Here is a 25,081-nt window from a genome sequence, read left to right as displayed (position 1 = left end):
ATTTTGTGTGTAGGCTTCTTCATTTAGAAATTATATCGCTGAAAAACCCTTTACAGATAGGTTTGTGCAACAAAGCCCTGATTACTGTCTTGATGAGCGTGGCAATATGTGGTTGCCAAAAACAACAAGCAGAGAGCTCAGCCAAACCTGATTCAAATATCAGAGCACAGTTTGAACAGTCAGATAACCAGCTCAGTGTTTATCTGGATAAACTAGATTCTTCAACAATTAGTATAGAAGAAAGAATCCGCATCCTCTGTAACCAGTATCCTGAAGAATATAAAAATAATTACATGCCAGCACTACTACAACTTGCCCCTCAGGAATATACAGAAAAGGATCTACTCCAAGATCTAGACAATGCGCTGAATTTCTACAAGCAGAAAGCTAATATTCAGTGTTCCTAGTTGATATATTCAATTTTATAAGAAAAAGTAAATGCATAAAAAACCGCCTTATTCAGGCGGTTTTTTATAAATAGCGTATATTCTGGAAAGAATTAACGCTTTATTTTTCACTCATCTTGTTGATTTCGTGAATTTTATTGTTGCTGGTTACTTTTTTGCTGTGGCTGTTGTTGCTGTTGGCCTTGCTGGTTTTGTTGCTGATTGCGCTGCGGTTGCTGCTGTTGTTGCTGATTACTTTGACTCTGCGGCTGTTGTTGCTGCTGGTTGTGTTGTTGCTGATTTGGATTTTGCTGGTTATTTTGCTGACGCTGTTGATCTTGATTGCGTTGTTGATTTTGCTGTTGCTGTTGTTGGTTCTGTTGGTCTTGCTGTTGGTTATTAGCCATGGTGGTATTCCTTACTATTTGCTTTAAATTAAAAGCCGATAGAGTTTCGACTTAATAACCACTCTACTCATTTTTTAGATTTATCCAACCTTTGACCTGTTACAGTTTAATTCAATGTAAAAAATAGTAAGCTAAGTAATTGAAGTGGAGATTAATGAGCAACATAAATCACCTAATATAATGCAAAAGAAACATAAGGAAAGATATAAAAATCAAAACTATTATCCAATAAAAGAAATAACTTAAGCTCTGTTTTATATATAGAAAAATTGAAAAATATTATTAAATACAACCTACCATAACTTATACTTTTGATATTTATAAATATATAAAAAAATTTATCTTTTGCAATATTTTTTGAAAATCGAATTAAATATTCATAATCCATTTTTTAAAATATTTTAAACACATCTTAATACGATAATTAAAATAATTTCCTCAATAATAATTTTTGTTTATAGATTTTATCTTGATTTTGACTTAAATAATTTTTTCTTTTTTTTACTATTAATTTAGGTAAACTCATTGTTTTAAATTATCTTTATTAGATCACTTCTATATAATAAGTCTCCTTTAAGGAGACTTATTAGACTCATTTTTTATTAGATATTGACCACTTTAACAATAATAGTCTGAGTATCTTCCTGCTCTTCAGCTAGATGTAAACGTTTAAGCTCCTTGCTTATCACCTTAAACTGTAAGTTCTGATAAGAAAGCGTGCTTGGAATCTGATCAAAATATTGACCATCAGCATCGATTTCTTCCTGAAATAACGGTGTTCCCAATTGATAGTCAAGACTTTTCAAGACAACATATTTTACTGTGGTTTGCATTCCAACGCCCTACTTTTACTAAGCACTTTATTTTTATTTTTACCACTGTTCCGCTTGAGAAGAAACCTCTATTTATGAAAATAGCCCAAGCTTTAACCACTCAGACTATAAAGTCCAAACAACATGAAATTACACTTATCTCTGAAAATAGTTTTAATTTTCATAAAAATATAAATATACTTGAAGTTAATGGATGGAAAAATCTGTCTAGATTGATCGACAATCACTACTCCCACAAAGAAATAGAGAGACTATGATAAAAACCTGTTGCAGCTTACTCGAAGAGAAAAATATAAAAATTGCCTTTATCGAAAGCGCAAGTTCTGGATATCTCAGCAGCCAGTTCTCCATCTGTAAAGGTGAAGGTGCCGAAATTCTGCTTGGTGGTTTGATCTGCTACGATGTAAGTGTCAAGACTTCAGTATTGGGTATCTCTAAAACCTTGATTAATAGTCATACTGCCGAATCTATGCCGGTAACTGTTGCGCTGGCGGAAGCAGGTAAAAAAATGTTTCGTAATGCTGACTGGATTATCGCCTGTACCGGATTGCTTAAACCAGGTGGTAGCGCGACACCAGAGAAACCGGAAGGAACATTTTTTGTGGCCATTAATGATGGCACGCAAATCCATCAGTTTCAGTATTATCTCAAAGGCTCACCACTTGAACGCCTCAACAAACTGTCGGCAGCGGTTGCACATGACATGATCAATCTGCTGAATAACCGCTAAGCTTTCAAAGTTACTGTGTAGCCTGAATAAGCTTCATTATTTCTACCGTATTTTAGGATAGATTGGCATGATTAGTTGCCAATCTATTTTTTTTTGAGAGTGGAATGACCATGAATATTAAAACCGCACTGCTTCTGCTCCCTCTTAGCTTGCCCGGTCTGGCTTTCGCTACAGTAGGCGGTCCACAAAATATTGAAGTTTTAGGCTATGAAGTCAAAGAACAAAAACTTTATATCCTTCGTCATTACCTTGATGGTCGTGGACGCTTGCCTCAACTGTATTATTATAATTTTAAATCTAAAACACCGAATCAGCTGATTCAGGTCAATTCCTTATATATCAATCCTAAAACCAAGCGCATCGATTATGATCAGGATAGCCGCAAGTTTGATCAGGACATTGCCAAAATCAAAAAACGTTTAGTCCCATTGAGTCCGATTCAAAAATCAAAGCCACAGCTTAAGGTGTTAAAGACAACAAAAGGTAGCGCGCCTGCCTGGCATGATCCGAATGAAAAAGTGCCAAAATGGACCTATCAATATCAAGTGAAATCTGGCGCACAAAAAAGCCCGGTTCAGTCAGCAGTTAGTTATCAGAAAGGCTTGAAAATTAGCCAAGCCTATAAAGTTCCGCGACAGAATAAAACTCTGGTAACAGTAAAATACTTAGGCATTCCTTTTGAAACAGGTTATAGCATTGAAGATCCGGCACTGTTAAGCCGATAACGAAACCGATAAAAAAATAAGGTCTCAATTGAGACCTTATTTTTTATTTTTACTACAGAAACAGATTAAGCTGCGGTAGAACGTTCAGCGATTGGCACTACTTTACGCAACTCTGGCCCGGTATAGTCTGCGCTTGGACGGATAATACGGTTGTCTGCACGTTGTTCCATCACATGCGCTGACCAGCCTGTCACACGTGACATAACAAAGATTGGGGTAAACAGCTTGGTTGGAATACCCATGAAGTGATAAGCAGATGCATGGAAGAAATCCGCATTACAGAATAATTTCTTCTCACGCCACATCACTTCTTCGCAGCGCACTGAGACTGGATACAGTACCGTGTCACCGACATCTTTGGCTAAACGTTCAGACCAGACTTTGATGATGCCATTACGCGGATCATTGTCCTTATAGATCGCATGCCCGAAGCCCATGATTTTTTCTTTACGTTCCAGCATACCCAGCATTTCACGTTCAGCTTCTTCAGGCGACGTCCAGTTTTCGATCATGTCCATTGCAGCTTCATTGGCACCGCCATGTAAAGGGCCACGCAAGGAACCAATTGCGCCGGTAATACAGGAATGCATATCGGACAGCGTTGATGCACACACACGAGCGGTAAAAGTCGAAGCATTGAATTCATGCTCTGCATACAGAATCAAGGAAACATTCATTACCTGTTCATGTAGCTCATTTGGTTTTTCACCATGCAGAAGATGCAGGAACTGTGCACCAATTGAAGCATCGTCAGTATTTTCTTCAATACGCACGCCGTCATGGCTATAACGATACCAGTAACAAATGATTGCCGGCAAAGTTGCCAAAATACGGTCTGCGATATCCTGTTGCTGCTCAAAAGACTGCTCAGTTTCAAGATTTCCCAGCATGGAAACACCAGTACGCATCACATCCATTGGGTGTGAATCGGCAGGAATACGCTCAAGCACTTCTTTTAACGCCTGGGGTAAAGTGCGTAATGATTTCAGTTTAGCTTTATAGGCGGCCAATTGCTCTGCTGTCGGCAATTCGCCAAAGAAAATCAGATAAGCGACTTCTTCAAACTGGCAATGTTCAGCCAGATCCTGCACGTCATAGCCGCGATAGGTCAGGCCTGCGCCACTTTTGCCTACTGTTGAGAGTGAGGTTTTACCTGCCACTTGTCCGCGCAATCCTGCGCCAGTGAGTACTTTTCCTTCAGCCATTTTTTTAATTCTCCTGTTTAAACAGTTTATCTAATGTGTCTTCGAAGCTGTGATAATCTAAAAATTCGTAGAGTTCTTTTCGTTGTTGCATGAGATCCAGAACATTTACCTGAGTGCCGTGTTCACGTACCGACCGCATCACCTCAAGTGCGGCTTTTTGCATTGCACGCGTCGCTGACAATGGATACAGCACCATGCCAATACCCTGCTCCGCCAGTTCATCAACTGTGTAATACGGTGTATCACCAAATTCGGTAATATTCGCCAGGACGGGCACACCGACTGCATCACATACTGTACGGTACATGGTAATATCGGTCATTGCTTCGGCAAATATTGCATCAGCACCGGCTTCAACACAGGCACAAGCACGATCAATCACGGCTTGCAGGCCTTCTTTTTGCAGCGCATCGGTACGCGCCATTACCACAAAGTTTGAATCGGTTTTCGCATCTACAGCCGCTTTGATACGATCGACCATTTCCTGTTGCGATACGATTTCTTTATTTGGACGGTGACCACAACGTTTCTGTGCAACCTGGTCTTCAATATGAACTGCAGCGGCTCCTGCTGCAATCATCTGCTTGATCGTGCGGGCAATATTTAATGCACCGCCCCATCCGGTATCAATATCGACCAATAAAGGGGTATCGACACGCTCAGTGATCCGGCGTACATCTTCAAGAACATTATCTAGGCTGGTCATGCCCAGATCAGGCAAACCATAAGAATAATTCGCGACACCCGCACCTGATAAATAAATGGCTTTATAACCGACCTGTTTGGCCATCATGGCAGCATAGGCATTTACTGTGCCCATAATTTGCAATGGTTTCTCGACTTCAAGCGCTTGTCTAAATCTTAAACCTGCAGACATTTGTTCTGTCATCTTCCTTTTCCACAGTCTTGGCTATAATTATTGAAATTCGAGTATACTCATTTGGCTTGCTCATTCCATAACCCGATAGAACAAATACTCTAAAACTTTAGTCAAATTTTTAAGTTTTGCTTTACCTAATCCAGCAAATACTGCACTTATCCGGCGCAATTATGAAATATGTGCATATATTTGCTATGATGGCGTTTCAATCTCTATTGACATGTTGATGTACTATCTCCTATGCAAGACCTCTCCCTAGAACCGCTCGCTAAAGACCTGCCGCAAACCAAACGCGGTCATGAGCGTTGTATTGCTTTACTAAACAGTGCAACCGAGCTGTTTCTGGAACGGGGTTATGATGCTGTCTCTCTGGATGATATCGTGCAGCATGCCGGTGGTTCCAAAGCATCTATTTATAAATACTTTGGTAATAAAGAAGGTTTGTTTAAAGCCATCTGTGATTACCGCCGTATCAAGTTTTTTGAAGATATCAGTATTCCCATTGAACTGATGGCACTGGATTTTCGTAGTTATTTGGTACACACCTTGCTCAATTTTTATCATCAGATCATGCAACCAGAGAATTCCGCTTTTATGCGTCTGGTTCTGGAACAGAGTCAGCGTAATCCTGAGCTCGCCCAGCATATTCATGAGCGTGGCCCAGTGCATGTACAAAGTGCCATTGCAACGGCTTTAGAACAAGCAGATGTACAAGGTTTATTACATTGCGAAAATCCTCAATATTCAGCACAGCTGTATTTTGGTATTTTACGCAATCTGGAATGGCGCATCCTGATGGGAATTCCGGTACAGGAAGATGATCAGGAAATCGACAAATACATCAGTTATTGTGTAGATCGCTTTTTAGACGGTCATCAAAAAGTCTAGTTTTTTTGCATTTTTGACTGCTTATAGTATATTAGCCGATTCCGTATTTTTTCTTAAACTAACCAACAACTGATTGTTGATCGAGTTTTTCGGCAATTATTGTGGAGTAACGAATGGCTCTCCGTCACTTTCTCACCTTACGCGATTTATCAACTTTAGAACTTAACCAGATTTTACAACGCGCAATTGAGCTTAAGCGCAAACAGCATAACAATGAAGTATTCCAACCATTTGTTGGTAAAGTGATGGGCATGATTTTTGAGAAATCCAGTACCCGTACGCGTGTTTCGTTTGAAGCTGGCATGAGCCAATTTGGCGGTAGCGCAATTTTTCTTTCTTCACGCGATACCCAGTTAGGCCGTGGTGAACCGATTGAAGATTCTGCACGCGTGATTTCAAGTATGCTGGATATCGTGATGATCCGTACTTTTGGTCATGATATCGTTGAACGTTTTGCATCCTATTCTAAAGTTCCAGTGATCAATGCGCTGACTGATGATCACCACCCTTGCCAGCTGCTTGCCGACATGCAGACTTACCTGGAACATCGCGGTTCAATCGAAGGTAAAACTGTGGCCTGGATTGGTGACGGCAATAACATGTGTAATTCTTATATTGAAGCAGCACACATGTGGGGCTTTAAGCTGAAAGTGGCTGCACCGAAAGGTTATGAACCGCAGCAACAGTTCCTGTCTGAATTCGCGCATTGTGTCGAGCTGGTAGATACTGCTGAAGATGCAGCCGTGAATGCCGATCTGATCGTGACTGACGTTTGGGCCAGCATGGGTCAGGAAGAAGAACAGAAAATCCGTGAAAAAGCATTTGCAGACTACCAAGTCAATGAACGCTTGATGGATCTTGCGCATCCAGACTGTCTGTTCATGCACTGTCTGCCAGCGCATCGTGGTGAAGAAATTTCAGAAAATCTGCTTGACCATAAAAATGCTGTGGTTTGGGATGAAGCTGAAAATCGTCTGCATGCACAAAAAGCGCTGGTTGAGTTTCTGCTCAATGAAAACCTGAAAAAAGACTGATAATTTATAAACTATGAAAAAGCACCTCCCGAGGTGCTTTTTTGATTTTCCACTTCCTAAAGATCATCTTTTAGATATTGAGCTTCTTTAGGAAGTTGCCAGCTGCAGAAGAAACATATAATCAAAATCACGATCACATAGACAAAGAAACTGTTTTCTATTCCTGCTGCCTTAAACTGTAGTGCGACAGAGGGTGCGGAGCCACCAAAGACCGCATTCCCAACAGCATAGGAAAAGCCCACCCCAAGCGCACGCACATAAGGTGGAAACAATTCTGCTTTTACAATACCGCTAATAGAGGTATAGAAACTAAGTATCATCATTAGAAAGATCAGCAGAAGCGCTACAATCATGGGAGAGCTGCTGAAGGCACGCATACCGAGCACCATGACGGGATAAATCGCAATAGCCATCAGACTGCTAAACAGTAGCATTGAGTTTCTTCGTCCAATACGGTCGGACAGCATGCCAAAAAAGGGTTGTGCTATCATGAGAATAAAGATAGACGCTGTCATAATCAGTCCTACGGTTTTGGCATCAATCCCAATATTGGTCAGATAAGTTTTTGAGTAAACCGTGATCACATAGAAACTCAAAGAACCTGCTGAAGTCAAACCAACGACCAGCAAAAAGGTTTTCCAGTGATTTTTAAATAGCTCTTTAAGTGTGCCGGATTCCTGCTTTTCACTATCTTCATGCGATAAAGTTTCTTCAAGCCGGCTACGTGCCAGTAAAGAAGCAAGTGCAGCCACGCCACCTATAACAAAAGGAATACGCCAACCTCCATCTTGTAACTGCTGTTCCGTCATCATATTCAAGAAAATGACGCCCAACAAGCTTGCCAAGAGTTGACCACCAGTTAAGGTTACATATTGAAAAGAAGAAAAGAATCCACGTTGACCCTTGAGGCCGAGTTCACTCATATAAGTTGCGACTGCACCATATTCCCCCCCTACAGACAAGCCCTGTAGCAGACGTACAAGTAGCAACAGAAAAGGAGCTATCATTCCGACTTGTTCATAGGTAGGTAAAGCCGCAAACAGGAAAGAGCTCAATGCCATCAAACAGATTGAAATAACCATCGACTTCTTGCGGCCATATTTATCCGCAATACGCCCAAATAACCAACTACCAATGGGACGCATGAAAAAGCTGGCTGCAAATACTCCCCAAACGTAAATCGCCTGGGCAGAACTTTCCATTCCAGGAGCGGTTAATGCATGGGTAAAATACACTGCAAATACAGCATAAATGTAGAAATCAAACCATTCGACCAGGTTACCAGAAGCTGCTCCAACAACACCTTTAATTCGACTAATTTTTTCTTGTCTAGTATAAGTTTGGTTCAAAATACGACATCCTTATTTTAATTATTCAGGTTCAAAATTTATAGGTATTAGGCATATATCTTCCTACTAACTGTTTCCCCTTCTCCAGAAACCCAAGCTAGAGCTATTACTTTTTATTGTAGATTTTTTATAAATATAAGCTTTGCTGAATAGTCAGACAAAATAATAAGTGTAATTTTTGATGAGTTTTTTGAAGCTGAAATATGAAAATTCTAATACTCATAGGCAAATATTGTTACTAAAACTTAGCGCTTAAGTATTCGCTATGAAATTAAAGTTGTGTGTTGTTTCTATTCATGGCATGTTTCTATTTTTCTCATAAAGTTAACGTAATTTCTGTGATTCATATGAAATATAATATTAAGCTACTCAGCGTTTTAGGACTTGGTCTCGGTCTACTCACAACAAATGTAAATGCTTCCGAATTTGATCAATATCTTCATAAAAAAGGGATTCTCGACAGTAGCTTTAAAATTAAGAAAAAAGCTGAACTGAATGAATTGCTGACAGTACTGAGCGCAGAAGATTCCAGAACCTTGCCTCTGCAAATTGACCAGAATACAGTGATTGAACAATTGCAGCTAAGCGCTAATAAAACCACGCTAAAAGGAATGATTACCACACCCGACTTCAGCCAGTTTGAAAAAGACCTCGGGCGCAAAGAGGTGATGAAAGTAATTCGTAATAATCTGCTCAATAATTGTGAAATTTTCTTTGAACATCGTTATCAGATTGAAAATCCTTACAAGGTTGAACTTACATTGAACTCGCAAACGCAAACTTATAAGACTGCTATTTCCCAGAAAGATTGCAAATTGAAATAGTCTAAATATATAAGAAATTTCGGGTGATTCGATTACAGAATTTAGAAAACAAAAAAGGTAGCTTTGGCTGCCTTTTTTGATGAACTTTTTTATCGAGGTGTACTCCGATTAACGTACCAAGCCTTGTGGTTGCAAAATAATAATTAATGCGCCCAGTATGACCACCATACCGCCAAGCAGATCCCAACGTGACAGCGTCACTTGATCAATGAAGCGCAACCACATCAGGGCAGAAAAAATATAAATACCACCATATGCTGCATAGATCCTTCCCGAAGCAGCCGGATGTAAGGTTAATAGCCAGACAAAGATCGCTAAAGCCAGAGCTGTCGGAATCCACAACCAATGGCTTTTTCCCTGATTTAAAATTAGATAAGGAAAATAACAGCCTAAAATTTCCATCAATGCTGTGACCAAAAACAGGAAAAATGTCGTGAACAACTTGGTAATTTGAATATCCATAATTTATCTTTTGAACTAGATGAAAGAATGTAATGCTTTAAAATATGAATGCATGAAAAAACCCGTGCAAGCACGGGTTTAATCTTTTCCATCAATTAGGCTGGTTCAGCTGTCTGGTCTTCAAAAACTTCAAGTTTTAAGCCGACTGCCTTACCATTTTCTTTCTTAACAGACACCGCAACATTACCACCATTTTCAGCCAGCTCACCAAACAGGATCATTTCAGCCAACGGTTTTTTCAGGTGTTCCTGAATCAGACGCTGCATTGGACGTGCACCCATCAAACGGTCATAGCCATGTTCAGCCATCCATTCACGTGCGCTCTGATCCACTTCGAGCATGACTTTTTTATCATCCAGTTGTGCCTGGAGTTCTGTCAGGAATTTATCTACAACATTTTCAATAATGCTGCTTGGTAATGCCTTGAACTGGATCACGCCATCAAGACGGTTACGGAATTCCGGCGAGAAGGCTTTCTTCATCGCTTCCTGATTATCGTTACTATTGTCTTGTTCCATGAAACCGATGCTGGCACGAGAAATACTCTCAGCACCAATATTGGTGGTCAGTACCAAGACCACGTTGCGGAAGTCAGATTTACGCCCGTTATTATCGGTCAATGAACCATGGTCCATGATCTGCAATAACAGGTTAAATACATCTGGATGTGCTTTTTCGATTTCATCAAGAAGTAATACACAGTGCGGATTTTTGTGAATCGCATCGGTGAGCAAGCCACCCTGATCAAAACCGACATAGCCCGGAGGTGCGCCGATCAGACGGGACACTGCATGGCGTTCCATGTATTCCGACATATCAAAACGAACCAGTTCCACACCCATCTGTTTCGCGAGCTGCTTGGTCACTTCGGTTTTACCAACACCTGTAGGACCCGCAAAGACAAAACTACCTACAGGCTTATCTGGAGACTTCAAACCGGCACGTGACAACTTAATTGCAGATGCCAAGGCCTCAATAGCTTCATCCTGTCCAAACACCACACGTTTCAGATCTCGCTCAAGATTTTCCAGCACACTCTTGTCATCTTTAGAGACCGTTTTTGGTGGAATACGCGCAATTTTAGAAACGATGTCTTCAATATTTTCTACCGTAATTAAACTGTCATCTTGCTCCGCTTTCAGACGGCGCTGTGCACCGGCTTCATCAATCACATCAATCGCTTTATCTGGCAGGAAGCGGTCGTTAATAAATTTTGCAGATAGCTCTACTGCAGATACCAGCGCTTGATCGTCATACTCCACATGATGGAAATCTTCAAATTTCGATTTCAGACCACGTAGGATATCAATGGTTTCTGAAATAGAGGGTTCATTCACATCAATTTTCTGGAAACGGCGTGATAAAGCATGATCTTTCTCAAAGACCTGGCGATATTCCTGGAAAGTGGTTGAGCCAATGCAACGTAAAGAACCATTTGCCAGCGCCGGTTTGATCAGATTCGATGCGTCCATGGTGCTGCCCATGCTCGAACCTGCACCAATAATCATGTGAATTTCATCAATAAACAGCACTGCTTCTGGTTTCTTTTTCAACGCATTTAAAAGCTGTTTCAAGCGTTTTTCAAAATCACCACGGTATTTGGTTCCTGCTACCAAAGCACCAATATCCAGGCTGAAGATTTCAGCATTTTCCAAGGGTTTTGGCGCTTTACCATTAACAATCAACCAGGCCAGACCTTCAGCAATCGAGGTTTTACCAACTCCCGGATCACCAACAAGCAGCGGGTTGTTTTTACGACGGCGGCAAAGGATTTGCGCGGCACGCTCGATTTCTTTTTCACGACCAATCAGTGGATCGGTCTTGCCTTTTTGGGCTTCCACATTCAGGTTAGTCGTATAAAGCTCAAGTGGGCCTGAACTCGCTGAAGATGTGGATTCGCCATCTAGGTCCTCAATCTCTTCTTCAGATTGCACGTCTTCTTTACGCGTACCATGCGACAGGTACTGGGTTAGCGTCAATCGGTTAATCTGATGGCGTTTCAGCAGATAGACCGCAAATGAATCACGCTCAGAATACATGGCTACCAGAATATCGGCACCCTCTACAGTACGATCACCGCCGCTTGATTGCACGTGAAAAATCGCGCGTTGCAAGATCCGGTCAAAACTTTCTGTCGGGTGTGGTGCCTGGTCACTATTTTCACCAAGTTTAGGGGTATGTTGTTCTACGTACTCTTCTAATTCCTTACGCAGCACGATAATATCCGCGCCACATGCTTTCAGTGCATTTACGGCGGAATCATTGTCGAGCAAGGCCAACAATAAATGTTCTACGGTCAGGAACTCATGTCTCTTTTGACGAGCCATGCTGACAGCCAAACGTAGTGATACTTCTAATTGACGACTGAGCATGTAACCCCCTTAATCTTTAGGCTCTATTTGGCAAAGTAACGGATGACCTTGTGATCGAGCATAATTATTGACTTGGTTCGCTTTGGTCTCCGCAATGTCTCGAGGATAGACCCCAGCTACACCCTTTCCTTCATAATGTACAGTTAGCATTACTTGTGTAGCTTGGTCAAGATTCATTGCAAAGTATTGTTGTAAAATTTCAATTACAAACTCCATCGGGGTGTAGTCATCATTTAATAAAACGACAGCATACAATGGAGGGCGTTTCAATTCTGGCGGCGCAGTCTGTACAGCCAAGTCAGAATCACCTTCTTCAGAGGGTTCATTTGCTAAACGTGGGCTGATATGCCAATCAACAATTCCAGACTCATTAAAAGAGTTTTTAATATCACTTAAACACATTTGACGTTTATTGCTTGGCATAAGATTTATATTTCACACTTAATTTGCATTTGCTTCGGTTTTCGGAATTTCTGACAAGGAGGCAGCCTGATTTTCAACTGCTTTGCCCTGTTCCCAACTAAAACGACGAATTACAGGTTTGGCACCAGTAAGACGCACTTCAATAAATTCAGGCTTAAAGCCTTTAGGCATGGTCCAGCGGCCTGTGAGTCGCTCATAATTTTCAAAATTGAAGTTTTTATCCTCTAATGGCACGACCAGAATTTCAGTGCCTTTAATCAGGCGCAATTCTACGCTACCTGAAGCACGGCTTTTACTTGGACTCACCTGCACCAGATCAATCTGATATTCAAAGGCATTTTCGGGTAAAGGTTTGATTGATAGATTTTGAACTGCCAATGCCAAACCACCACGCTGACGCAAAACCTCGCGATAAATGGTTCCCACGCTTTCAGCCTGAGTCTGTTCATCACGTGCCTTGGTCATGGCCAAATATAGATCATTAGCATTGCTGACCGCCAGATCACGTTCCTGAACCGCAGTATTCAAGTTTTTGTTCAATGTTTCCAGACTGGCTTTCTGTTTTTGTACCACTTCAACCAGTTGTTCCGCATCTGCATCAAAACCAACCGCAGTCAAACCTTGCCGATGCCCGACGGTATAGCCCAGTAGACCACTCCCAAGAATCAGAACAGCAGCACCGGTTACTAATGGTGTGTTGCCTTTCATCCATGATTTCTTTGTATCGGGTTCCTGAGCGATCGTCATGTTTGACTCATTATTCGGCATTTTGATCTCTGTTTGCTTTATACAAGACACACATTTAAATGCAAATCTAAATGTGTGTGAAGTTCTAATACGTTTTTTATGGTAATAAACCAATATTATTTAAGCCAGCATCTTCGGCAAAACCGAATATCAGGTTCATGTTCTGCACGGCCTGGCCTGCTGCACCCTTGACCAGATTGTCTTGTGCAACCAGAATGACCAGTTTAGCGGGTTGCGGCTTATACAGGGCAATACGCAACTGATTCGCTCCACGCACTGAACGAGTTTCAGGAGAACTGCCTGCTGGCATTACATCGACAAACTGTTCATTGGCATAGAATGTTTCATACAGTGATTGAAGATCAGCTTGTTGACCTGCTTCAGTTAAATCGATATAGATGGTCGACAACATACCACGGATCATTGGCACCAAATGCGGTACAAATAAAATATGATCAAACACATCTTTCTGACCTGAAATATTTTCCAGCGCTTCGACAATTTCAGGATGATGGCGATGACCCGCTACACCATAGGCTTTAAAGTTATCGGCATTTTCAGAATAAATCATGCCCAGACTAGCTTTACGACCTGCACCTGATACACCAGATTTGGCATCAATAATAATGCTTTCAGGTTTCACCAATGCTTTAGTCGCTTTTAAGACTGGCGCCAGACCCAACTGAACTGTGGTTGGATAACACCCTGGATTCCCGATGACACTGGCCTTTTTAATTTCTTCACGATTTAGCTCAGATAAACCGTATACAGAATCTTTTAACAGTTCTGGACATGCATGTTGCATGCCATACCATTTTTCAAACTGTTCAAGATCTTGTAAACGGAAATCTGCTGCCAAGTCGATCACTTTGGTATTTGCCGCAACCAGCTCTTCAGCATGTTTCATGGCGACACCATGCGGAGTTGCAAAGAAAACCACATCGCATGATTTTAATAGCTCAAGACTGAGATCAGAAAATTGCAGATCAGTATGTCCACGCAAACTTGGAAACATGTCATCTACACGACGGCCTGCTTCAGTACGTGATGTCAGTGCTGTTACATTTACATCTGGATGTCGCAGTAAAAGACGCAAAAGTTCAACGCCTGTATAACCTGTACCACCCACAATACCCACTGAAATCACGATGATTACCTCAAATAAATGTTGCCTTTTATAAGGCTAGTATGACAGGAAGTTATGCTTTTCTAAACCATTTTGCTGGGGTTTGCTGGTTTTTTATAGGCTTTCAAAAGGTCCATATAAAATTTGCATTAAAATTGGTATTTATTAGTGTTTAGTCTGCTTTTGCTGTTGACCAGCTGCAATAGCATAGATAAATCGTAAATAAAAATGCCGGCAATGCCAACAATACGATAGCGTCTAATCGAATAATAAATGGAATTAAGCCTATAATCGCTAGCAAAGTTCCCAGTGCTGAAATCCATTGAGAGATCTACAGATGCTTCACCCATAAAATGCTCATATAAAAAAGTACACCCCAGGCTACCATCCCCGCCAACATGAATAACCTGTATGGCCATGGATACACAATGGGCAGACTTGGATTAAAAATACTCATAAGAAAAAGCACATAAAAGAAAAGTGCAGGAATGGATAGCATAAAAATTAAAATACTTGTCAGTAAGCGGTTCATATTAGAATCTGATATTGTTTTTGTTATCTTTGGAGTTTAACCTAAAATTTAAAAGGCTAACAATAAACTGCACTAAAATGCTTAGGCTATTTTAATTAAAAAATAAAACCGCATGTGCGGTTTTATTTGACTTGATACATTAGACAACAAAAAAACCATGGGTTGCATCTTTCTTTAATTGATCGACCAAACCGTATTCCCAATCTAAATATGCCTGCATCACTTCCAAAGCGTTGTCAGTTCCTTCATACGGCCGCTTATAACGGTCAATTTGTGGGGATAAGGCTCGAATATCATCAGAAATTAATTCAAATCCTGCTTGTTGCCAGCCCGTGTTGCCGCCATCGAGTACCCATATTTTTTGTTCTTGAGCTAAATACGGTGCAATTTCCTCAGCAGCATATTGCGCCAAAATTGCCGCGCCACAGGTCAGCACAATCACTTTTTTGGATTGAAATTCGGGCTCCTGAATCTTTTGAATCGCGTCAGCTTTTAATAACCATTGTGCACCGGGTAAATGGCCTTGCTTATAGTTTGCAAAGGTGGAGACATCCCAAATAGCAATATCCTCTTTCGCGAAGTGATTTAAGTCTTTAGCCGAAATAGTCTGGGCTAAATGCACATTTGGCAGTTTCGATTTCCAAACGCCCTGTTCTGTGAGGACCTGATTAAAATCGGTCTCTAGTACATACACCTCCCAGTTCATCTGCCCCAACCAAGATGCCGTCATATATGCTCTCACCAAAAGGTGATCAATTAAGACAATTCGTGCACCCCGTACTGCAGCAGTATGATCGGTTTCCTGTACCAGTTGACCACCCGCAACCCATCGTGATTCAGGTAAATGTCCCTGTATATATTCCTCTTCATCACGTACATCAAAAATATACGTCGTACGCGTCGTCTCTGTTTTAAATTCCTGTAGTTGTTCTAGGGTAATGGTTTTGACATGGGCTTTTTCTGCCAGTTCTTTAGCACTAAAAACCTGTTGCTCTGATATTGGAGCAATTTGATCTTTATACGAGCGTTGCTGACCGTGCTCTAAGTTCTGGCCTGCTAACGTCCAGCCAATAGTCCCATTCCGCAATGCATAAACAGGATGTGGGATTTTGGCATTGATTAAAGACTGGGTGCCAATAATACTCCGGGTTCGTCCAGCGCAATTTACAAGAATCGTGGTATTTTCATTTTTGACCAAGGCTGGTGCACGTAAAACCAGTTCAGCACCCGGTACGCTTCTCCCGGTTGGGATACTCATAGTCTGATATTCATCGAAACGACGTGCATCTAGGATAATAATATTATCATTCGCATCGATTTTAGCCTGTACATCTTCTGCACTTAGAGACGGCGTATGTTTAAAGTGCTCTACCCATTCACCAAATGCTTTACTCGCAGAGTTCACATCAATAAATAACTCACCACCCTCCTGCTGCCAGGCTCTGACTCCGCCTACCAGGACATAAACCTGGGTGTAACCATACTGTGCTAATTTTTCTGCTGCGCGTTCAACCCGACCATCATTATCATCATAAAGAACGACTGTCGTTTCTAAGCGTGGAACACGATTTAAGATTTCTACTTCTAAACGTGATAGGGAAATATTGGTGGCAAACAAAGGATGTGCTTGAGCATAAATGTGCTCCTCACGTAAATCGACAATAGCGATTTCTTTACCCGCCAGTAAAATTTCTCGGATTTGAACAGCATTTAATGCTGGAATATTTGACATAAATGACTCAGATTTGCTTAGGCTATTTTATTAAATATTAGAAGTCTCAATATGAATTGAGACTTCTAAAAGTTTATTTCGCTTTAAAAATGTCGGATGCTTTTGCATCGATGGTGTGTGGAATTAGCTTTTCATTAAAAAATGCATCAGAAATCTGTTGCTGTTCCGCCATATCTTCTGCAATAACGTTTTGCACGTTATAGCTACGATTAGCATTGGCTTGAAGTACAACGTCTGTAGGCAAGTTACCCCATAATGGCGCCAAAATTTTTGCTGCATCCTCAGGGTTTGCCTTCACCCAAGCTGCTTTTTCTTCAAGTGTTTGAATGATGGTATTGAGAATCGCCGGATTTTCCTGTGCAAATTTCTGAGCAGTCAAGTAGTAACGAATATAATTAGCATGACCTTCACCTGATGCCAAAACTTTTGCATTCTGAAGTACTGTACCACTTGAAACATACGGCTCCCATGTCACCCATGCATCTACACCGCCATGTTCAAATGCTGCACGGCCATCTGCCGGACTTAACCACGCTGGCGTAATGTCTTTAAAACTTAAACCTGCTTGGTTTAAGGCTGCGATGAGCAAATAATGGCTACCAGCAGCTTTAGTTACCGCAATTTTCTTGCCTTTTAAATCTGCAATAGTTTGAATTTTTGAGTTTTTCGGAATTAAAATTGCTTGTGCATTTGGAGATGCAGTTTCTTTTGCATAATAAGTGAGTTTTGCTTGAGCCGCCTGTGCGAATACAGGAACCGTATCTGCCACATCTGCAGTCACATCTACACTTCCTACATTAAGCGCTTCTAACAGCGGTTGACCACTGGTAAATTCGTGCCAGCTGACTTTGACATTTTTTTCAGCCAGTTTTTTCTCAAGTTCACCAGACTCTTTAAGTAAAGTCATTAAAGTAGATGAACGTTGATAGCCGATACGTACATTCTCGGCTTTATAAACCGCATCATCTGCTTCTGGTGAAGATTGTGCATTATCAGGCTTGCTACAAGCGCTTAAAAGTACGCTAAAAATTAAAGAGAAAACACATAAAAATCTAGAATAAACCATCGCGGTTTCCCCATCCAATAACCGCAGTGAAAAAACCAATGCGATCTGTTTAAATTGAAGGCATTCTAGAAAAGTGATATATGATTTAAAAATAATCTATTCTCATAAGGGATGCAGAAATTGTTCAAACATCCATCATATTTTTATCTCAAATAAATATCTAAAAATTAGAATTAGATTAAATTTGATGCCACCAATACGGTAAAGGTGTAGTTTTTAACAATTGACGATGAATTTTAAATTCTGGATCATGCTTCGCCACTTCTGTCCAGAAGCGTGGGCTATGATCAAAATGTTTAGTATGCGCCAGTTCATGTATAGCAACATAACGCGTGATATTTTCAGGAAACAATACCAGCGCGCTATTCAACATAATGTCATACCTGGCAGAGCAGCTACCCCATCGGGTTTTGGGCTGCCGAATATTGCAATTACTGAATGGCAAATCACATTGCTGCGAGACAAGCTTTAAATATGAAGGAAGCTGTTCTTTTGCATAGGCAATCACAAAAGCCTTTAAATATTCTTCAGGATGTCGGTCACTGATCCAAAGCTGTAAATTTTTATGATCAAAAATGAAGTTGTTCTTCTGGCTTTGATAAGAAATTTGTACAGGTTCTTTTAGATTGAATAACCGCAGCTCACTCGGTAGCGTCCGGTCAATATTTTCGATTTTTTCTTGCTGGGATTGCCAGGTTTTAATCAGCCAGCTTTCAGATTGCTCAATAAAATGCCGTATTTGTTTTTTGCTGCAAAAAACTGGAGCGGTAAGGCGGATCTGGCTCGCATCGACACGCAAACGCAGCCGGGTTGAACGGACATTTCGGGTGATTTGAATTTCGGGTAAGTCGGATAAGGTCATTTTTTATATTTAATCATTTTTTTAATCCTCCCCAACCCTCCTTTGTTAAAGGAGGGAGAAAAGCCTTTATAAAAATATGTAATAACGAGCTTTTCTTGCATAAAAGTTAAAGCAGAACTTTTACTCAGAGTTTGGGTAGATTTATTTACGACAAACTCACTTCTGTCATTTTCTACCACCTCTTTTACATTTTCTCCTAGGAAGGAGAAAACTTAAGGCATGAAAGAAGTTCATCAAATCTTAAACCGCTGTACGCTCTTCAATTCCGTTATCAGTCGCGACAATTGCGATATCTGCTTTGTTGATCGCAAAGATACCGTTACACACTACCCCAGGAATATCATTGATGGTTTTTTCAAGCTCAAGTGCATTCAGGATATTCAGGTTATAAACATCTAAAATCACGTTACCGTTATCAGTTACCACACCTTCACGATACGCAGGATCTCCACCTAAAGCGACCAGTTTACGCGCTACTGCAGAACGTGCCATCGGAATCACTTCTACCGGAAGCGGGAATTCACGGCCTAATTGCCCTACCCATTTTGAATCATCTACGATACACACGAATTTTTTCGCGATAGAGGCAACAATTTTTTCGCGAGTCAGTGCTGCGCCACCACCTTTGATCATATGCATATGACGGTCAATTTCGTCCGCACCATCGACATAGGCATCTAGACCACCCACGCTGTTCATATCAACAACTTCAATGCCGAGCTTTTTCAGGCGCTGTGCTGTCGCTTCCGAACTGGCTACCGCAGCTTCCAATTGCAGCTCAGGTAAAAGCTCAATTAAAAAGTTCACAGTGCTACCTGTACCTACGCCTAAAATACCCCCTTTTGGCAAGTGTTTTAAAGCCGCTTTGGCTGCAGCTTGCTTTTTCTCATCTTGGGTTGCATATAGACTCATGGCTTCACTCAACTATTTTGGACTTTTGCAGTATTTTCGAACCGCAAAGCTGTCTGGTTTGTTACAATAAGCCCCTATTTTAAACTGTTAGATGGAAAATTAACATGCTGTCTCGTTTGGTTCGACAAATTTTACAAGCAACGGTCTATGATGTTGCAATCGAAACCCCACTCGAAGCAGCGCCACGAATTAGCGAACGACTCAATAATAACATCCGCTTTAAACGTGAAGATTTACAACCGGTTTTTTCATTCAAGCTACGCGGTGCTTATAACCGTATTAGTCAATTACCGAAATCGCAAATGGAACGTGGCGTTATCACTGCTTCAGCAGGCAACCATGCACAAGGCGTGGCACTTTCAGGGAAAAAGCTAGGTATACGCGCGATTATTGTGATGCCTAAAACCACACCTGATATCAAAGTACAGGCAGTTAAACGTCTCGGTGGCGAAGTAGTTTTACATGGCGATTCATTTGATGTTGCCAATAAATATGCGATTCAACGTGCCCAAGAAGATGGCATGACCTTTATTCCGCCCTATGACGATGAACTGGTGATTGCAGGCCAAGGTACGATTGCCAATGAAATTCTGCGTCAATGGCGTGATGTGGACTACGTGTTTGTTGCAGTTGGCGGTGGCGGCCTGATCGCAGGTGTCGCAGCTTACTTAGGTGATGTCGCACCACACGTCAAAGTTATTCCCGTGGAATATGATGAGTCTGCCTGTTTAAAAGCTGCATTTGAAGCCAATGAGCGCGTAATTCTTCCATCTGTTGGATTATTTGCTGATGGGACAGCGGTAGCCCAAATTGGTGAAAAACCATTTGATGTAATCCGTCTGCAAAAATCGGACAATTCTGGCCCAATCGTGGAACCCGAGGTGGTGCTGGTGAATACTGATGAAATCTGTGCTGCCATTAAAGATACCTATGACGAGTGCCGTAGTATCGTAGAGCCATCAGGTGCAATGGCACTGGCCGGCATCAAAAAATACGTGACTGAACATAGCATCGAAGGGAAAAACATGGTGTCGATTGTCTGCGGCGCCAACATGAACTTCGACCGTTTACGTTATATCGCGGAACGTACCGAACTGGGCGAGCGTAAAGAAGCAATCTTTGCCGTGACCATTCCGGAACAGAAAGGTTCATTCCTGAGTTTCTGCCGTGCCTTGCAAGGTCGTAATATTACTGAATTTAACTACCGTGCCAGCGATGCTTCTGCTGCGCAGGTATTTGTCGGCATCAGTCTGAAAAATGGCGAGAAAGAACGTCAGGAAATTTATGAAGCCTTAAAGTTCCAGTATGACGTTGACGATCTCTCTGATGATGAAGTGGCCAAACTGCATATCCGTTACCTGATCGGCGGTCATGCCGATATTGAAAATGAACGTCTGTTCCGCGTGGAATTCCCGGAGCGTCCTGGTGCTTTACTGATGTTCCTGGAACGTCTTGGTCCAACCCATAACATTACCCTGTTCCACTACCGTAACCACGGCGCTGCTGAAGGACGTGTTCTGGTGGGTCTTGAAGCGACCGATGCACAACAAAATCCGGACGGTTTGATCGAAACTCTCGAAACCATTACCTATCCTTATCAGGAAATTACTAATAATCTCGGTTATCAACGTTTCTTGAAGTAATTCTTCCAAATATAAGCCGCCTTTTGAGGCGGTTTTTTTAGGATAATATTTTATGTAGATTTAAAAGTGCATCATCAATGAAAACACCAATTATCCATTAATTTTCAATCTTGCTATAATCAAAAATAACTACAAAAACAGAGTCTTAAAATATGAATATCACTTTTATTATTATTTTACTTACTACTTTATTTGTCTATTTATACGGCTATCCAGCATACAAATTAAATCAAGAAGAAGATCGTGTTCGAACAAGTATGAAAAATATTCCCAGTAATGCGACCGCAAATAATCTCAGCAACATCGCAGGTATAGAGGCACATTCAGAAATACTCAACCAGTATCCCAAATTCGTTGTTTATATTTTTCTAGATCATTATAAAGAAGTGAAATTAGATCCTGAAATTTCAGCTTTTGTGAAAAGCTTTTCTTGTGCCTCAATCGACGATCTAAAAAATTATCCTCAACACAAACGCCAAGCCACACTCAATATCATGAAAGATGATCGTCATGAATTCGAATACATCATCCAAAACAGTTATGGAACCTTATATACACATCGTCAGGTTATGTCTGACTGTCCAAATTTTCAATCTGTACTTCATATGAAAGAAGCGTAAATACTTCAAAGATTTGTACTATTTTTACCTAAAGACTATAGCTGAAGAATCGCCTTCTTATTACCATAGCGAATATAACGCATGACATAAAGATAACGAAGGACAATCCATGGTATTATTTGCAGTCATCGGGCTTGGCAGTTTCGGTGCCACAGTGGCCACACAGCTGATCAGCCTGAATCATGAAGTGATCGGGATCGATCTGAATAAAAAATATGTAGAAAACATTTCTGATCAGCTAACCCATGCCGTGATTGCCGATGCAACCGATGAACATGTACTTGACGAGCTAAATATTCAGCGCTGTGATGCTGCTGTGGTGGCAATTGGAGAGGATATTGAAGCCAGTATCCTGTGTGTATTGCATTTAAAAAATATGGGCGTCAAGAAAATATGGGCGAAAGCGAAATCAAAATCCCATCACATGATTCTGACCCATCTCAATGTTGAAAAAATCATTCACCCTGAAGAAGATATGGGAGTTCGGGTGGCCCAGTCATTAAGCTATCCGATGGTCAGTCGCTATATGGCTCTTGAGGATGATCACTATATTGTCAAAATTGAAATTCATACTGAACAGCATGGTATGCCATTGAATCAATTGATGAAGCATGGGCCTGAAATTACTACTTTATTACATAAGCGCGGGTCTACCCTGCAATATCACGTAGATGCCAATCAGGTTCTTCAGAAAGGCGATATTCTTGTGGTTGAAGGATTATTAGAGCCTTTGCGCCACCTTTCTAAATACTTTAGACATCTATGAAAAGTTCTAACTTAAAGGAACACCGGACGATTAATCTCAGCCCTCCAAGCTTACTGGCTTTAGGATTTCTCGGATTGATTCTGATCGGTTCGCTGCTATTAATGCTGCCCATTGCACATCAGGGAGAAATCAGCTGGCTGGAAGCTATTTTTACCGCAACTTCAGCAGTCACCATCACCGGACTATCGGTAGTGAATGTCGGTGAAGCCTATACGGTATTTGGGCAGATCGTCATTATGTTTTTGTTGCAATGCGGTGGTTTGGGTTTTATGACTTTCGCCATTCTAGCAGTAATGAGTCTGGCTCCAAAAATGGGATTGAAGCAGCAAGTCATGGCTCAGGAATCTATCGGGCAAACGAGTCTGAAAAAAGTCAGTTTTACCATTAAAGCCGTGTTTTTATATTCACTGTTTTTTGAAGCAATCGGTACGCTGATTCTGACTTTGGCGTGGCTCAAAGAATATCAGTTCAGCGATGCATTATTTTATGCAGCCTTTTATAGCGTTTCAGCTTTTAATAATGGTGGATTTTCACTCTTCCCCAACAGCTTGATGAGTTTTTCCGGCCAGTATTTAATTACTTTTACTATCAGCATGTTGTATATCATTGGGGGTATTGGCTTTTTGGTGTTGATGGATGTTAAAAAAAACAAGCGCTGGCGCAAGTTAAGTACTAACAGCAAGCTGATCCTCTCTACTATTCTGGGTCTTAACTTAAGTGCGTTTATCGTACTCTGGCTATTAGAGGCCTCTAATCCGCAAACTTTGGGCCTGATGAGTTTAGGCGATCAGGCCGTAAATGCCTGGTTCCATGCTACGGTTCCCCGCTCTTCGGGTTTTAATAGCTTGCCAATGGAACAAATGAGCGATGCATCCAGTCTCGTTACCATGCTGCTCATGTTTATCGGGGGCGGCTCCTTAAGTACTGCAGGCGGCATCAAGGTCGGAACGTTTATTATTGTGGTAATAAGTGTCATCAGTTTTTTAAGACGCGAAGATGAAATCCGGGTGTTTAATCACTCTATTCCGGAGAAAACCACATTTAAAGCCTTGGCGGTGGTGTGCATTACTGCTGCACTCATCATAATGGGCTTTATGAGTCTATTAATTCTGGAACCTGATCTTGATTTTCTGGACCTGCTGTTTGAGGCTGTTTCGGCGGCATGTACCGTCGGCTTGTCTCGAGGTGTGACTGAAGAATTACAACCAGCCAGTTTAATCATTCTGATGTTATTGATGTTTGCAGGTCGACTAGGGCCACTGACACTTGCTTATTTCATTGCAACTCCGAAAAAGAGCCGCATAAAACATCCTCCTTCAGAAATCCAGATTGGCTAAAATTAGCTATAAAAAAAACCATGCCGCAGCATGGTTTTTTTTAATCTCAAGATGATTAAACCTGGAATCTTAGAACCAGTTCATCAGGGAAATTCCTAGTCCCACATAAGTGGCACGGTGATTATAATCAATCAGACTTTCGCCATAGCCGTCAAAAAGCTGGAATTGACCTCGCAAACGTCCACTAATCGGGAATGACCAGTCAAACTGTACTGCACCACGGTTATCATCTCCACCTTTTAAAGTATGACGCAGCATTAATGAAAAATCATGCTCGTTATATCGATAAAATGCAGTCATGTCTCCGCGTCCGATATAGTTTTTGATCTCGGGATTGTTATCGTCTTCACGTTTCTCTTCAAAGCGATACCAAGGACGAACCATCAGGGCAAAATTGTCTTTTTCAAAACCAAAATTCAGCATCACCCGGTTCCAACTGCGCGATAGCGGATCAGAGCGGCCATTGGACTGATGGTTGAAAGTCAGGCCTAACATGCGCCAGTTCAGACCTAACAGGTCATAATTGGTACGCAAAACAAAACTGGCTTCTGGTTCATAATTGGTTTCACGAAATGGACGTGATTCTTCCGAGTTATACACCTGCCAACGCGAAGACTGGGTATAACCGAGCCAGAGATCACCATTATTTCCCAAGATATTTTCAACTGCCTTGGTCTTTAAAGACAATTGAAACTTCGCTTCAGTTGAAGTGAGATTTTGTTTCTCTGTCTCTGTATTGTTCGGGTTTTCACTTTGAGGGAATTCATTTTTTTTCGATGTCCAGAAACCTGGCATCAAATACACCGGTTGATAGGAACGAATGTTCCAGGTACCAAGTTTACTTTCCGGAGAGAGTTCCCAGCGACTATCCAGCAAAGACAGATTCGGCGTCAGCTTTGATCCTTCAGAGACATAAATATTGGAGACAGTTTTCCCAATTTTTTCTTTCAAATTATCGGGTTCAGGTGCAAGTTCTACCGCAGCACGACGCTCAGAAACGATTTCAGGCTTATCGGTTACCGGAATTTTAAATAAAGCATCATAGCAAGCCAGACGCTCTGCACTACTTTCTAGTGCGGCACAGGCTTCGGCCGTTGCCGGCATGGGGCTGTTAACTACTGTTTCTTCCGCATTCACTTGCGTCCCAACAGTACAGCCAAGCAAAACGCTCAGCTGTAGAGTTGAGCGCTTAATTGAATTAAGCGCCATTCCTTATCCTC

At 41.3% G+C, this 25,081-nt stretch carries 26 protein-coding genes; 10 read left to right on the top strand and 16 right to left on the bottom strand.

Annotated elements, in window-relative coordinates; all coding sequences use genetic code 11:
• The first annotated feature begins 62 nt into the window (after positions 1–62).
• Positions 63–407, top strand: coding sequence for a hypothetical protein (locus VXP95_RS07190; RefSeq protein WP_416711762.1), 345 nt, complete (start codon positions 63–65; stop codon positions 405–407).
• 134 nt (positions 408–541) lie between these two features.
• Here VXP95_RS07190 and VXP95_RS07185 read toward each other — a convergent pair whose 3' ends face one another.
• Both VXP95_RS07185 and VXP95_RS07180 read right to left on the bottom strand, forming a co-directional pair.
• On the bottom strand, positions 542–793 hold the full coding sequence (locus tag VXP95_RS07185) for a hypothetical protein (RefSeq protein ID WP_416711759.1): 252 nt from the start codon (positions 791–793) through the stop codon (positions 542–544).
• A 602-nt stretch (positions 794–1,395) separates the two neighbouring features.
• Entirely contained in the window at positions 1,396–1,626 is a 231-nt protein-coding gene (locus VXP95_RS07180; protein WP_064102078.1) for a hypothetical protein, read from the bottom strand.
• 253 nt (positions 1,627–1,879) lie between these two features.
• On the opposite strand from VXP95_RS07180, the gene VXP95_RS07175 reads away from it, so the two are divergent.
• Complete coding sequence (locus VXP95_RS07175; RefSeq protein WP_064096108.1) at positions 1,880–2,356, top strand: CinA family protein; 477 nt, start codon at positions 1,880–1,882, stop codon at positions 2,354–2,356.
• Between the two features lie 104 nt (positions 2,357–2,460).
• Entirely contained in the window at positions 2,461–3,081 is a 621-nt protein-coding gene (locus tag VXP95_RS07170) for an aminotransferase (protein ID WP_416711758.1), read from the top strand.
• A gap of 65 nt (positions 3,082–3,146) precedes the next feature.
• Here the strand turns inward: VXP95_RS07170 and prpC are convergent, their stop codons facing one another.
• On the bottom strand, positions 3,147–4,286 hold the full coding sequence (gene prpC, locus VXP95_RS07165) for a bifunctional 2-methylcitrate synthase/citrate synthase (RefSeq protein WP_005246530.1): 1,140 nt from the start codon (positions 4,284–4,286) through the stop codon (positions 3,147–3,149).
• A 4-nt stretch (positions 4,287–4,290) separates the two neighbouring features.
• Positions 4,291–5,175 carry a methylisocitrate lyase gene (gene prpB / locus VXP95_RS07160; protein ID WP_416680050.1) on the bottom strand — a complete coding sequence of 295 codons (885 nt, stop codon included), beginning with the start codon at positions 5,173–5,175 and terminating at the stop codon, positions 4,291–4,293.
• Positions 5,176–5,406: 231 nt separating this feature from the next.
• Between prpB and VXP95_RS07155 the strand changes: the two genes are divergently transcribed.
• Positions 5,407–6,054, top strand: a complete 648-nt coding sequence (locus VXP95_RS07155; protein WP_191731164.1) for a TetR/AcrR family transcriptional regulator — start codon at positions 5,407–5,409, stop codon at positions 6,052–6,054.
• A gap of 113 nt (positions 6,055–6,167) precedes the next feature.
• Entirely contained in the window at positions 6,168–7,088 is a 921-nt protein-coding gene (gene argF, locus VXP95_RS07150) for an ornithine carbamoyltransferase (protein ID WP_191731165.1), read from the top strand.
• A 56-nt stretch (positions 7,089–7,144) separates the two neighbouring features.
• Here the strand turns inward: argF and VXP95_RS07145 are convergent, their stop codons facing one another.
• The gene (locus VXP95_RS07145; protein ID WP_191731166.1) at positions 7,145–8,437 is read right to left on the bottom strand and encodes an MFS transporter; all 1,293 of its coding nucleotides are present in this window, start codon (positions 8,435–8,437) and stop codon (positions 7,145–7,147) included.
• Positions 8,438–8,784: 347 nt separating this feature from the next.
• Between VXP95_RS07145 and VXP95_RS07140 the strand changes: the two genes are divergently transcribed.
• Positions 8,785–9,261 carry a hypothetical protein gene (locus tag VXP95_RS07140; RefSeq protein ID WP_064102169.1) on the top strand — a complete coding sequence of 159 codons (477 nt, stop codon included), beginning with the start codon at positions 8,785–8,787 and terminating at the stop codon, positions 9,259–9,261.
• A 108-nt stretch (positions 9,262–9,369) separates the two neighbouring features.
• Here VXP95_RS07140 and VXP95_RS07135 read toward each other — a convergent pair whose 3' ends face one another.
• The 10 genes from VXP95_RS07135 to rpiA all read right to left on the bottom strand — a co-directional run bounded on the left by VXP95_RS07135 (position 9,370) and on the right by rpiA (position 19,495).
• On the bottom strand, positions 9,370–9,723 hold the full coding sequence (locus tag VXP95_RS07135) for a YnfA family protein (protein WP_064102073.1): 354 nt from the start codon (positions 9,721–9,723) through the stop codon (positions 9,370–9,372).
• A gap of 95 nt (positions 9,724–9,818) precedes the next feature.
• Positions 9,819–12,095 carry an ATP-dependent Clp protease ATP-binding subunit ClpA gene (gene clpA / locus VXP95_RS07130; RefSeq protein ID WP_064096102.1) on the bottom strand — a complete coding sequence of 759 codons (2,277 nt, stop codon included), beginning with the start codon at positions 12,093–12,095 and terminating at the stop codon, positions 9,819–9,821.
• 9 nt (positions 12,096–12,104) lie between these two features.
• The gene (clpS, locus tag VXP95_RS07125) at positions 12,105–12,518 is read right to left on the bottom strand and encodes an ATP-dependent Clp protease adapter ClpS (RefSeq protein WP_064102072.1); all 414 of its coding nucleotides are present in this window, start codon (positions 12,516–12,518) and stop codon (positions 12,105–12,107) included.
• Positions 12,519–12,536: 18 nt separating this feature from the next.
• Positions 12,537–13,286, bottom strand: coding sequence for a DUF6776 family protein (locus VXP95_RS07120; RefSeq protein ID WP_416680042.1), 750 nt, complete (start codon positions 13,284–13,286; stop codon positions 12,537–12,539).
• Between the two features lie 76 nt (positions 13,287–13,362).
• Positions 13,363–14,418 (bottom strand): N-acetyl-gamma-glutamyl-phosphate reductase, encoded by a 1,056-nt coding sequence (argC, locus tag VXP95_RS07115; protein WP_416711761.1) that lies wholly within the window; start codon positions 14,416–14,418, stop codon positions 13,363–13,365.
• A gap of 122 nt (positions 14,419–14,540) precedes the next feature.
• Positions 14,541–14,810 carry a hypothetical protein gene (locus VXP95_RS07110; RefSeq protein WP_416711757.1) on the bottom strand — a complete coding sequence of 90 codons (270 nt, stop codon included), beginning with the start codon at positions 14,808–14,810 and terminating at the stop codon, positions 14,541–14,543.
• A 252-nt stretch (positions 14,811–15,062) separates the two neighbouring features.
• Positions 15,063–16,655 (bottom strand): rhodanese-like domain-containing protein, encoded by a 1,593-nt coding sequence (locus tag VXP95_RS07105; RefSeq protein WP_416711756.1) that lies wholly within the window; start codon positions 16,653–16,655, stop codon positions 15,063–15,065.
• Between the two features lie 73 nt (positions 16,656–16,728).
• Positions 16,729–17,721: an aliphatic sulfonate ABC transporter substrate-binding protein gene (locus tag VXP95_RS07100; protein WP_191731168.1), complete on the bottom strand. Its 993-nt coding sequence runs from the start codon at positions 17,719–17,721 to the stop codon at positions 16,729–16,731.
• A 178-nt stretch (positions 17,722–17,899) separates the two neighbouring features.
• Entirely contained in the window at positions 17,900–18,583 is a 684-nt protein-coding gene (locus VXP95_RS07095; RefSeq protein ID WP_416711755.1) for a M48 family metallopeptidase, read from the bottom strand.
• A 240-nt stretch (positions 18,584–18,823) separates the two neighbouring features.
• Positions 18,824–19,495, bottom strand: coding sequence for a ribose-5-phosphate isomerase RpiA (gene rpiA / locus VXP95_RS07090; RefSeq protein ID WP_064096095.1), 672 nt, complete (start codon positions 19,493–19,495; stop codon positions 18,824–18,826).
• Between the two features lie 104 nt (positions 19,496–19,599).
• Between rpiA and ilvA the strand changes: the two genes are divergently transcribed.
• The 4 genes from ilvA to VXP95_RS07070 all read left to right on the top strand — a co-directional run bounded on the left by ilvA (position 19,600) and on the right by VXP95_RS07070 (position 23,861).
• Complete coding sequence (gene ilvA, locus VXP95_RS07085; protein ID WP_144725380.1) at positions 19,600–21,138, top strand: threonine ammonia-lyase, biosynthetic; 1,539 nt, start codon at positions 19,600–19,602, stop codon at positions 21,136–21,138.
• Between the two features lie 152 nt (positions 21,139–21,290).
• Positions 21,291–21,758 carry a hypothetical protein gene (locus VXP95_RS07080; RefSeq protein ID WP_416705414.1) on the top strand — a complete coding sequence of 156 codons (468 nt, stop codon included), beginning with the start codon at positions 21,291–21,293 and terminating at the stop codon, positions 21,756–21,758.
• A gap of 109 nt (positions 21,759–21,867) precedes the next feature.
• Positions 21,868–22,524 (top strand): potassium channel family protein, encoded by a 657-nt coding sequence (locus VXP95_RS07075; RefSeq protein WP_416711754.1) that lies wholly within the window; start codon positions 21,868–21,870, stop codon positions 22,522–22,524.
• Entirely contained in the window at positions 22,521–23,861 is a 1,341-nt protein-coding gene (locus VXP95_RS07070) for a TrkH family potassium uptake protein (protein ID WP_064096091.1), read from the top strand. The genes VXP95_RS07075 and VXP95_RS07070 overlap by 4 nt, the downstream gene beginning before the upstream one ends.
• 69 nt (positions 23,862–23,930) lie before the next feature.
• Here the strand turns inward: VXP95_RS07070 and VXP95_RS07065 are convergent, their stop codons facing one another.
• Positions 23,931–25,070: a phospholipase A gene (locus tag VXP95_RS07065; RefSeq protein ID WP_064096090.1), complete on the bottom strand. Its 1,140-nt coding sequence runs from the start codon at positions 25,068–25,070 to the stop codon at positions 23,931–23,933.
• Positions 25,071–25,081: the final 11 nt, after the last annotated feature.

Source organism: Acinetobacter sp. 226, assembly GCF_048147925.1.
GTDB classification, from domain to species: domain Bacteria; phylum Pseudomonadota; class Gammaproteobacteria; order Pseudomonadales; family Moraxellaceae; genus Acinetobacter; species Acinetobacter pecorum.
The sequence above is the reverse complement of the archived record's forward strand: the minus strand, read 5'-3'. Positions and strand labels throughout refer to the sequence as shown.

What these genes read in the sequence shown, in the direction of transcription:
- prpB (WP_416680050.1), bottom strand. Translation starts at nt 5,175, where the DNA reads ATGACAGAACAAATGTCTGCAGGTTTAAGATTTAGACAAGCGCTTGAA.
- VXP95_RS07095 (WP_416711755.1), bottom strand. Translation starts at nt 18,583, where the DNA reads ATGACCTTATCCGACTTACCCGAAATTCAAATCACCCGAAATGTCCGT.
- VXP95_RS07180 (WP_064102078.1), bottom strand. Translation starts at nt 1,626, where the DNA reads ATGCAAACCACAGTAAAATATGTTGTCTTGAAAAGTCTTGACTATCAA.
- VXP95_RS07155 (WP_191731164.1), top strand. Translation starts at nt 5,407, where the DNA reads ATGCAAGACCTCTCCCTAGAACCGCTCGCTAAAGACCTGCCGCAAACC.
- rpiA (WP_064096095.1), bottom strand. Translation starts at nt 19,495, where the DNA reads ATGAGTCTATATGCAACCCAAGATGAGAAAAAGCAAGCTGCAGCCAAA.
- VXP95_RS07175 (WP_064096108.1), top strand. Translation starts at nt 1,880, where the DNA reads ATGATAAAAACCTGTTGCAGCTTACTCGAAGAGAAAAATATAAAAATT.
- VXP95_RS07070 (WP_064096091.1), top strand. Translation starts at nt 22,521, where the DNA reads ATGAAAAGTTCTAACTTAAAGGAACACCGGACGATTAATCTCAGCCCT.
- VXP95_RS07170 (WP_416711758.1), top strand. Translation starts at nt 2,461, where the DNA reads ATGACCATGAATATTAAAACCGCACTGCTTCTGCTCCCTCTTAGCTTG.
- VXP95_RS07140 (WP_064102169.1), top strand. Translation starts at nt 8,785, where the DNA reads ATGAAATATAATATTAAGCTACTCAGCGTTTTAGGACTTGGTCTCGGT.
- VXP95_RS07065 (WP_064096090.1), bottom strand. Translation starts at nt 25,070, where the DNA reads ATGGCGCTTAATTCAATTAAGCGCTCAACTCTACAGCTGAGCGTTTTG.
- ilvA (WP_144725380.1), top strand. Translation starts at nt 19,600, where the DNA reads ATGCTGTCTCGTTTGGTTCGACAAATTTTACAAGCAACGGTCTATGAT.
- prpC (WP_005246530.1), bottom strand. Translation starts at nt 4,286, where the DNA reads ATGGCTGAAGGAAAAGTACTCACTGGCGCAGGATTGCGCGGACAAGTG.
- argF (WP_191731165.1), top strand. Translation starts at nt 6,168, where the DNA reads ATGGCTCTCCGTCACTTTCTCACCTTACGCGATTTATCAACTTTAGAA.
- clpS (WP_064102072.1), bottom strand. Translation starts at nt 12,518, where the DNA reads ATGCCAAGCAATAAACGTCAAATGTGTTTAAGTGATATTAAAAACTCT.
- VXP95_RS07185 (WP_416711759.1), bottom strand. Translation starts at nt 793, where the DNA reads ATGGCTAATAACCAACAGCAAGACCAACAGAACCAACAACAGCAACAG.
- VXP95_RS07120 (WP_416680042.1), bottom strand. Translation starts at nt 13,286, where the DNA reads ATGCCGAATAATGAGTCAAACATGACGATCGCTCAGGAACCCGATACA.
- VXP95_RS07075 (WP_416711754.1), top strand. Translation starts at nt 21,868, where the DNA reads ATGGTATTATTTGCAGTCATCGGGCTTGGCAGTTTCGGTGCCACAGTG.
- VXP95_RS07100 (WP_191731168.1), bottom strand. Translation starts at nt 17,721, where the DNA reads ATGGTTTATTCTAGATTTTTATGTGTTTTCTCTTTAATTTTTAGCGTA.
- VXP95_RS07110 (WP_416711757.1), bottom strand. Translation starts at nt 14,810, where the DNA reads ATGGCCATACAGGTTATTCATGTTGGCGGGGATGGTAGCCTGGGGTGT.
- clpA (WP_064096102.1), bottom strand. Translation starts at nt 12,095, where the DNA reads ATGCTCAGTCGTCAATTAGAAGTATCACTACGTTTGGCTGTCAGCATG.
- VXP95_RS07105 (WP_416711756.1), bottom strand. Translation starts at nt 16,655, where the DNA reads ATGTCAAATATTCCAGCATTAAATGCTGTTCAAATCCGAGAAATTTTA.
- VXP95_RS07135 (WP_064102073.1), bottom strand. Translation starts at nt 9,723, where the DNA reads ATGGATATTCAAATTACCAAGTTGTTCACGACATTTTTCCTGTTTTTG.
- VXP95_RS07080 (WP_416705414.1), top strand. Translation starts at nt 21,291, where the DNA reads ATGAATATCACTTTTATTATTATTTTACTTACTACTTTATTTGTCTAT.